Annotated in this window: 9 protein-coding genes; 2 read left to right on the forward strand and 7 right to left on the reverse strand. The window is 72.7% G+C overall.

What is annotated here, in order from left to right:
- Positions 1–10: 10 nt before the first annotated feature.
- Both OHA99_RS07840 and OHA99_RS07845 read right to left on the reverse strand, forming a co-directional pair.
- Positions 11–1630, reverse strand: a complete 1620-nt coding sequence (locus OHA99_RS07840; protein ID WP_405694911.1) for an MFS transporter — start codon at positions 1628–1630, stop codon at positions 11–13.
- 144 nt (positions 1631–1774) lie between these two features.
- Complete coding sequence (locus OHA99_RS07845) at positions 1775–2422, reverse strand: TetR/AcrR family transcriptional regulator (RefSeq protein WP_405694912.1); 648 nt, start codon at positions 2420–2422, stop codon at positions 1775–1777.
- 153 nt (positions 2423–2575) lie between these two features.
- Here OHA99_RS07845 and OHA99_RS07850 point away from each other — a divergent pair, with 153 nt between their 5' ends.
- A complete protein-coding gene (locus tag OHA99_RS07850) occupies positions 2576–3010 on the forward strand; it encodes a hypothetical protein (RefSeq protein WP_153177478.1) in 435 nt (144 codons plus the stop codon).
- A 66-nt stretch (positions 3011–3076) separates the two neighbouring features.
- On the opposite strand, the gene OHA99_RS07855 is transcribed toward OHA99_RS07850, so the two are convergent.
- Together OHA99_RS07855 and OHA99_RS07860 are read right to left on the reverse strand one after the other, a co-directional pair.
- On the reverse strand, positions 3077–5374 hold the full coding sequence (locus OHA99_RS07855) for a glycosyl hydrolase family 18 protein (RefSeq protein ID WP_405694914.1): 2298 nt from the start codon (positions 5372–5374) through the stop codon (positions 3077–3079).
- Between the two features lie 147 nt (positions 5375–5521).
- The gene (locus OHA99_RS07860; RefSeq protein ID WP_153177480.1) at positions 5522–6133 is read right to left on the reverse strand and encodes a TetR/AcrR family transcriptional regulator; all 612 of its coding nucleotides are present in this window, start codon (positions 6131–6133) and stop codon (positions 5522–5524) included.
- 157 nt (positions 6134–6290) lie between these two features.
- Between OHA99_RS07860 and OHA99_RS07865 the strand changes: the two genes are divergently transcribed.
- Entirely contained in the window at positions 6291–7772 is a 1482-nt protein-coding gene (locus OHA99_RS07865; protein ID WP_405694917.1) for an MFS transporter, read from the forward strand.
- Here the strand turns inward: OHA99_RS07865 and OHA99_RS07870 are convergent.
- The 3 genes from OHA99_RS07870 to OHA99_RS07880 all read right to left on the reverse strand — a co-directional run bounded on the left by OHA99_RS07870 (position 7759) and on the right by OHA99_RS07880 (position 11711).
- Positions 7759–8898, reverse strand: a complete 1140-nt coding sequence (locus OHA99_RS07870; RefSeq protein ID WP_405694919.1) for an FAD-dependent monooxygenase — start codon at positions 8896–8898, stop codon at positions 7759–7761. The two genes, OHA99_RS07865 and OHA99_RS07870, sit on opposite strands and share 14 nt — an antisense overlap.
- A complete protein-coding gene (locus tag OHA99_RS07875; protein ID WP_153177483.1) occupies positions 8895–10307 on the reverse strand; it encodes an MFS transporter in 1413 nt (470 codons plus the stop codon). Before OHA99_RS07875 ends, OHA99_RS07870 begins: the two co-directional genes overlap by 4 nt.
- Positions 10308–10535: 228 nt before the next feature.
- The gene (locus OHA99_RS07880; protein ID WP_366472459.1) at positions 10536–11711 is read right to left on the reverse strand and encodes a serine hydrolase; all 1176 of its coding nucleotides are present in this window, start codon (positions 11709–11711) and stop codon (positions 10536–10538) included.
- Positions 11712–11774 lie beyond the last annotated feature (63 nt).

Genomic DNA, 11774 nt, shown 5'->3' on the forward strand with positions numbered 1-11774 from the left:
TGCGGGCGGTTCAGCTCCCGGACCGGCTGAGTTCGGTGCCCCGGGCTGCCTCTGTCGTGTCGGCCTCGGCCTCGGCCGCCCGCCGGGCCCGGCGGCCGGGCAGGACGGCGAGGACGACGGCCGTGCCGACGGCCATGATGACGCCGCCGACGAGGCTGGTCGTCGAGACGCCGTGGGCGAAGGCCCTGTTCACGGCGTCGGCGAGGGCCTGCGCCTGCTCGGGTCCGGCGGCCGGGTTCGTGGCGAGCCGCTCGGCGACGGCGAGTCCGCCGCCGACCGAGTCCTGGGCGGTGTCGAGGGCGGTGGCCGGAAGCCGGTCGCCGACGAGCCCGGACAGCTCGTCCCGGTAGGAGGTGCCGAGGAGGGAGCCCAGGACGGCGATGCCCAGGGAGCCGCCGAGTTCCAGGGCGGTGTCGTTGGCGCCGCCGCCCACGCCCAGCTCGCTCTCCGGGAAGGAGCCCATGATGGTGTCGGTGGCCGGGGAGACGCTGAGGCCGATGGCGAGGCCGAGCAGCAGCATCGGGGCGAGGAAGTCGGCGTAGGTGGAGCCCTGGTCGATCAGGACGAGCAGGAAGACGCCGACCGTGCCGATCGCCATGCCGGAGCCGACCGTGGCCCGCACGCCGAGCTTCGGGGTCAGCCGCCCGGTCACCGCGGCGCCGACGAACACGGCACCGGCCAGCGGCAGCAGCCGTACGCCGGTCTCCAGCGCGCCGAAGCCGAGCACGAACTGCAGGAACTGCGTGGCGTAGTAGATGGCGCCGTAGGTGCCGAAGAAGAAGAACAGCACCGCGAGCATGGAGCCGCTGAAGGGCCGCAGCAGGAACCTGCGCACGTCCAGCATGGGGTGCGGGTGGCGCAGCTCCCAGGCCACGAAGCCGGTCAGGCCGACGGCGGCGACGACGGCCGCGGTGACGGGACCGGCGCCCCAGCCGAAGTGCGGGCCCTCGATGGTCGCGTAGACCAGGCTGCCGACGGAGACGATGGAGAGCAGCCCGCCGACATAGTCGATGCGGCCCGCGCCGGCCGCCTTCGACGGCGGTACGAGGATCAGGGCGCCGACGACGGCGAGGACCGCGACGGGGACGTTGACCAGGAAGGTCGATCCCCAGGCGTGGTCCTCCAGGAGCCAGCCGGCGACCAGCGGCCCGACGGCGATGGCGAGTCCGGAGGTGGCGGTCCAGGCCGTGATGGCGCGGGCCCGCTCCCCCTTCGGGAAGACCGCCACCAGCAGGGACAGCGTGGCCGGCATGACGACGGCGGCGCCGACGCCCATGACGGCGCGGGCGGCGATGACCAGCCCCGTCTCGTGGACCAGGCTGCCCATCACCGAACCGCCCGCGAAGATCACCAGACCGGTGACCAGGGCGCCGCGGCGGCTGTACTTGTCGCCGATCGCACCGAGCACCAGCATCAGCGCGGCGTACGGGACCGTGTAGCCGTCGATGACCCATTGCAGGTCGCTGCTGCTCAGCCCCAGGTCGGCCGTCATGTCCGGGGCGGCCACGATCAGGGACGTGTTGGCCATGACGACGATCAGCAGAGCCAGGCAGAGCACGAGGAGAGCCCACCAGCGCCGGGCGTAGGGCCCGGGCATCTTCTCGACGGGGGTGGTGGCCAGTAGGGGCATGGGGGCTCCCGGAGACAAGCGAGGGCGAGTTAATTGCCCATGAGTGAGCAGACAGGAGCAGCGTAATTTGTTGCACACGGACGTGCAAATAAGGCGCCCCCCGACCGGGTCGGGGAGCGCCTGTCGAACCGAGAGAGGGGTGGCCTAGTCGACCGGGGCGGACCTGGCGAGCACGGCCGGGCTCACGCCCTCGACCACGGTCCGGGCGCGCCCCTCCGGCACCCCGGCCGCGATGAGGATGGCGACGGCGGCCCGGGTGCCGTCGTCCTCCAGGGCACCCGTGTTGACCTGCTCGAGCAGCGCCACGACCATCGCTTCGAGACCCGCGCTCAGCACGGCGGGCGGCAGATGGGCGGGGAAGACCCCGTCCCGCCGGCCGCGCTCCAGGACGGCGGTGACCTCGGCGCGGGCCGGGGCCAGGATCTCGGCCACGCGCTCGACGCCCAGGTCGTGGCGGGCCAGGGCCAGCAGCATGCGGTAGCGGTCGCCCACGGGCCACATCAGCAGCGTGAAGTGGGCGAGCGCCCGGTCGGCCGGTTCGTCGGGGCCCACCGCGTCGGCCATCGCGTCCCGCAGCGCCTCGGACGCCTCCTCGGCGAGGGCCTCCAGGAGCGCAGCACGCCCCGGGAAGTGGCCGAAAAGGGTACGCCGTACGACACCGGCGGCCCGGGCCAGCTCCTCCAGCGTGGTGTCCGGGTTCCGCCCCAGCTCCCGGCGGGCGGTGGCCAGGATGCGCGCCCGGTTCGACCGCGCGTTGCGGCGCTGCGGCTCACGGGCGACGGGCTTGGTCACGGGAACCTCGGGGCGGGACGATGCGGGGGGGCGCGGGGCGGGCGGCGTGGACGTGGTCGTACATTCTGGCACGGGGGCACTTCCCGGCAGGACACCGAGAAGAACACCGGAAAGAACACTGGAAAGAACATCGAGAAGGACGAGGTCTGCGCGATGGACACGACGTCGGCGGCCGTGGCAGGTGCCGTCACCTTCCTCTGGCTCGGCATGGTACTGGCGATCTCCTTCCTGGAGGCTCCGCTGAAGTTCCGGGCCCCCGGCGTGACGATCCCGATCGGGCTCGGCATCGGCCGCATGGTCTTCCGCGCCCTGAACCTCGCCGAGGCCGCCCTCGCCGTCACCGTGGCCGTCGCGGTCGCCACCGGCGGCCCCTCGGCGACGGTCGTGGCGCTCACCGCCGTCGCGGTGGCCGTGCTGGCCGTGCAGCTCGGCGCCGTACGCCCCCGCCTGAACCGGCGCTCCGACGCGGTGCTCGCGGGCGAGGACCCGGCTGAGAACCGCTCCGGCGCGCACCTCTACTACGTCGCGTTGGAGATCGTGAAGGTCCTCGCCCTGCTCGCCCTGGGCTGCACCGTCCTGGCGGCGTGAAGGGGCCCTGCCGCCCCCGGCGAGGGGCGGCAGGGCCGGTGGGGCGTCAAGCCGCTCCGGTTGGCATCACTCCAGTCCGTTGTCCAGCGCGGTCATGAGCCGGCCGTCGGCGGTGTCGCCGGACATCTCCCAGACGAAGCCGCCCAGCAGTCCCTTGGACTTGACCCAGTCGGTCTTCTTTCCGATCGACCAGGTGTCGTCGAAGGACCACCACTGGCCGCCCGGACCGGTGTAGCCGAACGTGGACACCGACTCCTCGTCGTGGTGGACGGTCATGGACGGGTAGCTGCCGATCAGGTTGCTGTAGCCGCGGACCCCGGCCTCGGCGGGGAACTGGCCGGGCGCCGCGCCGTTCGCGTCCTGCCACTCACCGGCCGCGCCGCCCTCGCCGACGCCCTGCCAGCCGCGCCCGTAGAACGGGAAGCCGACCGTCAGCTTGCGCGGGTTGACCCCGGCGTCGAGATACGTCTGGATCGCGTTCTCGATGCTGAAGTGGAAGGGGTAAGGGTCCTCCGCGTCCGCGTAGAGGTTGGACGCGTGCCCGGTGCGGTTGGGCTCCCAGGAGTTGTCGCTGCCCGAGCCGTGGAAGTCGTACCCCTGCACGTTGGCGTAGTCGAGGGAGTCGAAGATCCTGGTCAGGTCCCAGCCGGCCTCGATCTTCGCCGGGTCGGCCGGGGTGAACGCGGTGAGCAGCCGGTGCTCGCCGCCGAGCGCGTCGAGCTGCCCCCGGAACTCGGCGAGCAGGGCGGTCAGGTTGTCCTTGTCCTGGGCGCCGTAGTGGTTGCCCGGGTGGCCTTCGGAGCCGGGCCACTCCCAGTCGATGTCGATGCCGTCGAAGATGCCGGCCGCGGTGCCGGGACCGCCGGCGCCGTTGTAGACGGGCAGGTTGCCCTTGATCCACACGTCGATGCAGGACTCGACGAACTTCTTCCGGGACTCCGGCGTCGCGGCGGCGTCCGAGAAGAACTTCGAGTAAGTCCAGCCGCCGAGCGACACGACGACCTTGAGGTGCGGGTACTTGGCCTTGAGCTTCTTCAGCTGGTTGAGGTTGCCGCGCAGCTTGCCCCAGCCGTCGTCGGCGACCCCGTCGACGGACTGGGCGGCGGACATGGGCCGCGCGTAGTCGGCGTCCGCGTCACCGGCGCCGGTGCCCTCGTCGGGGTCCTGCGGATTGCCGGAGGTGCCCTTGGTGACGCCCGCCTGGCAGGTGAGGTTGGTCGGGTCGAGGTTCTCGAAGGCGTAGTTGATGACGTCGAGCTGCTTCGCGGCACCGGAGGTGTCGAGGTTCTTCACGAAGTACTGGCGTCCGTAGATGCCCCACTGCACGAAGTACCCGACCTTGAGCTGCTTGCCCTCGCCGGCCATGTCGTCGGTGGTCACCCGCACCGCCTCGGAGGCCGCAGAGGAGTTGTCGGCGGTGTCCCGGGCCCTGACGGTGAAGGTGTAGGCGGTGGCCGGGGAGAGGCCGTCCACGGTGGCGGTCGTGGTGTCCGCGCCGACGGTCCCGACGAGGGTGCCGCCGCGGTAGACGTCGTAGGCGGCCACGGCCACGTTGTCGGTGGCCCCGTCCCAGGCCAGGTCGACGCTGTAGGCGGTCTTGCCGGTGGAGCGCGCGTTGCCCGGCGCGGTCGGCGGCGTCGGGTCGGTCGACGGGTCCACCGTCTCGACGGCGAGCGGGGCACTGGCCGGTCCGACGTTGCCGCGCTTGTCGGTGGCCCGGACGGTGAAGGTGTAACGCGTCGCCGGGGTCAGGTCGGTGACGGTCGCGGAGGTACCGCTGGTGGTGGCGACCGTCTCGGTGCCCTCCAGCACCTCGTAGGCGGTGACGGGGTGGTCACCCGGCTTGGCCGCGGCCCACGTCAGCGCGACCGTGTGCGCGGTGACCGCGGTCGCCTCCGGTGCGCCGGGGGCGGCCGGCGGCACGTCGGGACTGCCGTCGCACTTGTCGCCGTTGACGGTGCAGCCCGTCGGGGTGCCGACCGGGCCGGTGGCCGAGAACTGGTAGCTGTAGGGCTCGGTGGTGCCGCCGGCCGGGACCCTGCCGTTGTAGTAGGCGTTCTTGACGGTCACGTGGCTGCCGGTGACCGTGGCCTCGCCGTAGAGGTGCCCGCTCACGGACACGCCGGGCGGCAGGTCGAACTCCAGGGTCCAGCCGTCGGAGGCGGCCGTGCCGTTGTTGTGGACGACGTACTTGCCCGTCCATCCTGACCCGTTGCTCTGGGAGGTGAAGCTCGCCGTCAGTGTCCCGGCCGCCTGCGCGGGCGTCGCGAGCGCGGTGAGTGCCGCGAGCGGCAGCAGCAGTGCGGTCAGCAGGACGACGATGCGCGATCGAGTACCGGTCGGTGGTCTGCGCCTGTGGTACATGGCTCTCCCTGTGGTGGTGGGGTGGTACAGGGGTGAGATGAACCGTGCACGTGAGGGAGTTGAGCGCCCACAACCTAGATGGTCTGGACCAATGCGTCAACGGTGCGGTCGGGACTGATCCGCGCGAGCCACCCCGCGCCCCCCGTGTCACCCCGCCACCCATACGCCCGCACGTGCCGCGGTGCCCACCGCGCGCGCCGCGCGGTCGGCGTCGGCCTCGGTGAGGGGGCGGCCGGTATTGAGCAGCGCGTAGTAGAGCGGGGCGGAGACGGCCGCCACGACGCCGTGCGGGTCGGTGCCGTCGGGGACTTCACCCCGCGCGACGGCGTCCCGTACGCAGCCGGCCCACTCCTCGACACGTACGGCGTAGAAGCGGTGCAGGGCCCCGGCCGCCTGCTCGTTGCAGAGCGAGGCCGCGATCAGCGCCTTGAAGAGGCGCCCTTGACGAGGGTCGTTGAGCGTCTTGACGACAAGGCGCGCGTTCGCCCGGAGGTCCTCCTCCAGTGTTCCCGTGTCGGCGCGGGACAGGGACTGTTCCGCCATGTCGGCGAGCAGGTCGGCGGCGAGGCCCCCCGGGCTCCCCCAGCGGCGGTAGACGGTCGTCTTGCCGACGCCGGCCCGGCGGGCGATCTCGCCCAGGTCGAGCATGTCGAAGCCCTCGGTGGCGAGCGTGTCGCCCGCCGCCTGGAGGACGGCCTCGCGGACACGGGCGGTACGGCCTCCTGGGCGCCGGGTTCCCGGGGCGGCTGAGTCCGGCATGACGACTACCTCTCCTCACTCACGACGCGCGCTTCTCACCAGCGGCAACAGAGACCCACCTTATCGGAACCGCGGTTCCTTTACCGCTCCGACCCGTGCTACGTTCTCCGCCGTAACGGAACCATGGACCCATTAGTGAGCATGGGAAGGGAACGTCATGCCCCCCGCCACCACCGTCGCCGCCGACCGCGAGAGCGAACCGCAACGGCTCACCGGCCGGTCGAAGCTGGTCCTCGGAGTCCTGCTGGTCGCCCAGTTCATGCTGGCCGTCGACTTCTCGATCCTGAACGTCGCGCTGCCCGCGATCGGCGACGGACTCGGCTTCTCCCTCGCCGACCTGCAATGGGTCGCCACCTCGTTCGCGCTGTCGGCCGCGGGCTTCACGCTCTTCTTCGGCCGCATCGGCGATCTGATCGGCCGCAAGCGGATCTTCATCGGCAGCCTCGGACTGCTGGGCGTCGCCTCGCTGGCCGGGGGCCTCGCCACCAGCCCCGAGGTACTGCTCGCCGCCCGCGTCGCCCAGGGTCTGGCCACCGCCGCCGCCACCCCGGCGGGCCTGTCCCTGCTGACGACCTCGTTCGCCGAGGGCCCCCTGCGGCAGAAGGCACTCGGCATCAACGGCGCGCTGATGTCGGCCGGTTTCACCACCGGCGCGATCCTCGGCGGTGTCCTGACCGACCTGCTCTCCTGGCGCTGGGCGTTCTTCGTCAACGTGCCCGTCGCGCTCGCCGTCGTGCTCGTCGCCCCGGCCGTCATCAAGGAGTCCCGGCCCGCCGGCCGACCCCGCCTCGACCTGCCGGGCGCGCTCACGGTCACCCTCGGTCTGCTCGGTCTCGTCCACGGCACGACCCAGGCGGGCGAGCACGGCTGGACCCACCCGCACGCGCTGACCGGACTGGCCGCGGGCGTGCTCCTCCTCGCCGTGTTCGTCCTGGTCGAGCGCAGGGTGGCCGCTCCGCTGGTCCCGCTCGGGACGCTGCGGCGCCGCACCGTGGCCTGGGGCAACCTGCTGGGGCTGCTCGCGTTCGTCACCGAGACCTCGCTGGTCTACCTGCTCACCCTGTACCTCCAGAAGACCCTGGGCTTCTCCCCTCTCGCGGCCGGCGTCACCTTCGGCGTCCTCGGCGCGGGCACCGTCGTCGGGGGGCTGCTCGCCCCCAGGCTGCTCTCCAGGACGTCCACGGTGACCGTCCTGGTCGGCGGCGGTCTCGTCCAGGCGGTCTTCACCGCGGCGCTGCTCCTCCTCGGTACGACGACCGGGGCGTCCCTCGCCCTGCTGCTGCCGGCCACCTTCTTCGGCGGGGTCGGCAACATGCTCGTCATCGTCGGATTCATGGTCACGGCCACCAGCGGACTGCCGGACGCCGAACAGGGCCTGGCCACCGGCCTGGCGTCGATGTCCCAGCAGGTCGGCATCACACTGGGGACGCCCCTCATGTCCGCCGTCGTCACCACCGGCACCGCGGGCGCGACCACCGCCTCCGCCATCCACCAGGGCGTCACCACGGCCATCGCCGTCAACGCTGCCCTGGTCCTCCTCGGCGTGGCCGTCGCCGCGCTCTTCCTGCGGGACCGCTCCGGCGCGGTCCAGCCGGTGGACGCGCCTCGGCCCGCACCGTCCCGCCCTATCGGCCGCTGAGCGCGCGCAGCCGTTCGTTGCGCCGCTCCAGGGCCTCGCCCGTGGCCGGGAACAGCGTGCCGCCGCCCCCGCCGACCCGGTCCTGTGTGCGGGTCACGAGGTCACGCGCTGCGCGCTCGTACGCGGCGAAGCCCGCCCCGTGGTCCCCGTCGGCCAGGGCACCGGCGAGGTGGTGCGCGCCGACGAGGGCGAGGCTGGTGCCCTGGCCCGTGAGGAACGAGGGTGCGTGCGCGGCGTCGCCCACCAGCGCGACCCGGCCGCTGGACCAGCGGGGCATGCGGATCTGGCTCACCGCGTCGAAGAACACGTCGTCCGCGTCGTCCAGGGCCCTCAGGATGTCCGGCACCTTCCAGCCGGCGTCGGCGAACACCTCGGCGACCAGGTGCCGTTGGGCCCGCGGGTCGCCGAAGGCGTCGTGGGGCGGTTCGGGCCGGGCGAAGTTCAGGAACGCGTGGACCTCGTCGTCGTCCCCCACGGCGTAGAGCGCGGCGGTCCTGCCCGGGGTGTTCCACATGACCGTCTCGTGGGACAGGCCGAGGGTGTTGGGCATGGTGAACACGGCGAAGCAGTGGCCGAGGTACCGGCGGAACCGCTCCTCCGGGCCGAACACCGTCTCCCGGGTGCGCGAGTGCATGCCGTCCGCGCCGAAGACGAGGTCGAAGGTACGGCTGCCGCCGCCGCGGAAGGTGACGTCGACGCCGTGCCCGGACTGGTGGAGGGTGTCGACGGAGTCGTCGAACAGGAACTCCACGTCGTCCCGGACGGCCGTGTACAGCGCGTCGGTCAGGTCGCCGCGCCGTATCTCCAGGTCCCGCCCCGTGGCGCCGCCGGTGACGGCGTGCGGGTGGAGCGAGGCGACCTCGCTGCCGTCCTCGTGGAGGAAGGTGAGGCGGCGCAGGTCGATGTGCGCGTCACGGAGTCGCGGCAGAATCCCCATGCGCTCCACCACGTCGAGTGCGGTGCCGCGTACGTCGACGGGGTAGCCGCCGCTGCGGATCGTGCGGGCCTTCTCGACCACGGTGACCTCGTATCCGTGGCGGTTGAGCCAGTAGGCCAGGGCGGGACCGGCGACGCTGGCCCCGGAGACGAGGGCCGTGGGCCTGGGCGTGGGCGCGGTGCGGGTCATGCGGTGACTCCCTTGCGGAGGGTGCGGGTGACGAGCAGGGCCAGCGACGTGACGACGCCGGCGACGACGAATCCGGTGACGTAGGCCGATTCGGCGGCGACGTCCGAGCCGGAGGGTGTGGCGGCGGTGAGCAGCGCGCCGCCGAGCTGGCCGCCGACGGCGTAGCCGAGGACCCGGCTCACCAGGATCAGGCTGGTGGCGATGCCGGTGTCGTTCCGGTCGACGGCGGTGGCGGTGCTGGTCATCATCGCCGTGACGCACAGCCCGTTGGCCAGCGCGATCAGCGCCTTGCCGACGACGAGGTGCCAGACCTCGGTGTGCACGGCCGCCAGGACGACCAGGGAGACGGCCATCGTGACGACGCCGGTGGTGACGACGGCCCGGGAGCCGAAACGCCGGTCCCCCATGCCGCCGAGCGGTCCGGCCAGCGTCGCGGCGACGGCGCCGGGCAGCAGGAAGAGGCCGATCTCGGTGGCGCTCGCCCCGAAGCCGTAGCCGTCGCCGCGCTCGTCGAGGAGCTGGGGGACGAGGTACACGGCCATCGCGGTGCCCAGGCAGATCACGAAGGTCAGCACGCAGGCCTTCCAGATCGCGGGCCGTGCCAGCATGCGCAGGTCGATCATGGGCGAGGCGGCGCGCCGTTCCACCCGTACCCAGCCGGTGACGAACGCGGCCAGCGCCAGCACGAGGGCGGCGAGCACGAGCGGCTGCGAGGCCGCCTCGGGTGCCAGCGCGAGGACGAGCATGAGCGTGACCAGCATGCCGCTCAGGAGCAGCAGGCCGGGCCAGTCGATCCCGGCGCCGTCGGTCCGGCCCGGCGGGTCGGCCGGCATCAGCCGGTGCACGAGCAGCGTGGTCGCGACGACCGCCATCGTAGGCAGGGCGAACATCCAGTGCCGGGAGAGCTGTTCGGCCACCGGCCCGGCCGACAGCATGCCGACCATGCCGCCCCCGACGAAGAGGCCGCTGACCACGCCGATGGCCACCTTGGACTCGCCCGCGGGGAGGTGTTTGCGGACCACGATGAACGACAGGGGCAGCGCCCCGACCATCGCGCCCTGGAGTACCTGGCCGAGCAGCAGGACGGGCAGGTTCGGGGCGAGGGCGGACACCGTGCCGCCGGCCGAGACCACCGCCATCAGCAGGATCAGGACCCGCTTCCCGCCGTAGCGGTCCCCGAACTTGCCCGCCAGCGGGGTGACGAGCGCGCCGGTGATGAGGAGGACGATGCTGAGCAGCGCCCCCTCGGACTGGCTCATGTCCAGTTCGCGTTCCAGGAGCGGGATGGTGGGCGACACCACCGACTCCAGGGCGCCGGTGGACAGCGCCAGCAGGCCGAGCGCCCCGACCGCGGCCTTCCCGATGCGGGCCGGTGGCGCGAGAGTGGGCGTGGTCGCGTTGGTGGTCATGGGCGCCCGGCCGCGGTCGCGCCGGCCGGCGCACCGGTGTCGTGCTCTTCCTGTCGGGTCGTCATCTCTGCCTCCTTGTCCGTGCGGGCCCCGTCCGCGGGCGGTACGGCGGTCCCTGGGCGACGGGAGGCAGAGTGCGGTGACGCCCGTGCGCCGGGCGTCATACCGGGGAGCCAAGGTGGGGGTGCTACCGGGGTAGGGGGTGGGGGCGGTGACCGGGCCGGCCGGTCAGAGCCGGGTGCCGATCCGCAGGAGGGCCTGGAGCAGCGGCACGGCGGGGACCGCCGGGGAGACCACCTGGGAGCCGAAGTGGACGGCGACCATGTCGAGTCCGGGCGAGACGAGCAGCCGCTGGCCGTGGATGCCGCTGGCCAGGTAGGAGCCGTAGGGGTCGTTGGGGATCCACCACAGGTCGTGGTAGGAGAGCGTGGCCGGGGAGTCTCTCGGCGCGGCGGGGAACCGCACCCGGCGGGGGTAGCCGTCGGGGACACCGACGGCGATGGTCGTCGCCACCTCCTCGGGCACCACCTGCCGGTCGCCCACCGCCCCGCCGCGGCGCAGCATCTCTCCGAGGCGGGCGACGTCGCGTGCCGTGGCGCTGAAGCCGCCGCAGGCCGCCTCGACGCCCTCGCCGTCGAGGATGTAGTAGGCGTCCTCCTCGGCGCCGATCTTCGACCAGATCAGCTCGCTGAGCAGGGCGGAGGTGGTGAGTCCGGTGACCCGGCGCAGAACCTCGGCGAGCGCCTCGACGTTGCCGTTCTCGTAGCGGAACCCGGTGCCCGGCCGGCCGGTGGCGCGGGCGGTCAGCAGGTGTTCGCGGATGGTGGTGGGCCCGGTGTAGCCGAACGGCCGCAGCTGCGGGGCGATGACGGCGTGGTACCGCTGGGCCTCCATCGCCTTGTCGAAGGGCCGGCCCGCGTAGGCGACCTCGGTGCCCATGTGCAGCAGGTCCTGGACGGTGGCGTCGCCGAAGGCGGTCCCCGCGAGGTCGGGGACGTAGCCGTGGACGGGGGCCGACCGGTCCAGGAGACCCTGGTGGGCCAGGGTCGCCGCCATCAGTCCGACGTACGACTTGGCCGCCGAGGCGTTGAAGTGCGGGGTGTGCGCCCGGGTGCCGTGCCGGTACGTCTCGTGGACGACCGCGCCCCGGTGCAGCACCAGGAGCGCGTCCGTCTCGGCCGCGGCGAACAGGTCCTCCAGCGTGGTGGTGCCGCCGCCCGGCTCGGTGTCGGGCGCGTGCAGGTCGACGGGGCGCTCGGGCAGGGCACGGGCGGGCTCCGCGCCGCGCCACACGCGGCGGCTGGGGGCCAGTTCACGGCCGGCGGACGTGAAGCGGCGGATCCAGGCGGGGTCCGTGTAGCCGCGGGTCCATCGGAGATCACCCAGCCGCGTCGTGCCGTTCATGGACAACTCCCCCACTCCAGGGTCTTGAACAATGACGCCACTAACGTACAACCTGTTCGACAT

This window comes from Streptomyces coelicoflavus (genome assembly GCF_045041415.1).
Taxonomy (GTDB): domain Bacteria; phylum Actinomycetota; class Actinomycetes; order Streptomycetales; family Streptomycetaceae; genus Streptomyces; species Streptomyces coelicoflavus.

Coding starts and splice junctions, on each gene's coding strand:
- OHA99_RS07840 (WP_405694911.1), bottom strand. CDS start 1,630: ATGCCCCTACTGGCCACCACCCCCGTCGAGAAGATGCCCGGGCCCTAC.
- OHA99_RS07850 (WP_153177478.1), top strand. CDS start 2,576: ATGGACACGACGTCGGCGGCCGTGGCAGGTGCCGTCACCTTCCTCTGG.
- OHA99_RS07855 (WP_405694914.1), bottom strand. CDS start 5,374: ATGTACCACAGGCGCAGACCACCGACCGGTACTCGATCGCGCATCGTC.
- OHA99_RS07860 (WP_153177480.1), bottom strand. CDS start 6,133: ATGCCGGACTCAGCCGCCCCGGGAACCCGGCGCCCAGGAGGCCGTACC.
- OHA99_RS07865 (WP_405694917.1), top strand. CDS start 6,291: ATGCCCCCCGCCACCACCGTCGCCGCCGACCGCGAGAGCGAACCGCAA.
- OHA99_RS07870 (WP_405694919.1), bottom strand. CDS start 8,898: ATGACCCGCACCGCGCCCACGCCCAGGCCCACGGCCCTCGTCTCCGGG.
- OHA99_RS07875 (WP_153177483.1), bottom strand. CDS start 10,307: ATGACCACCAACGCGACCACGCCCACTCTCGCGCCACCGGCCCGCATC.
- OHA99_RS07880 (WP_366472459.1), bottom strand. CDS start 11,711: ATGAACGGCACGACGCGGCTGGGTGATCTCCGATGGACCCGCGGCTAC.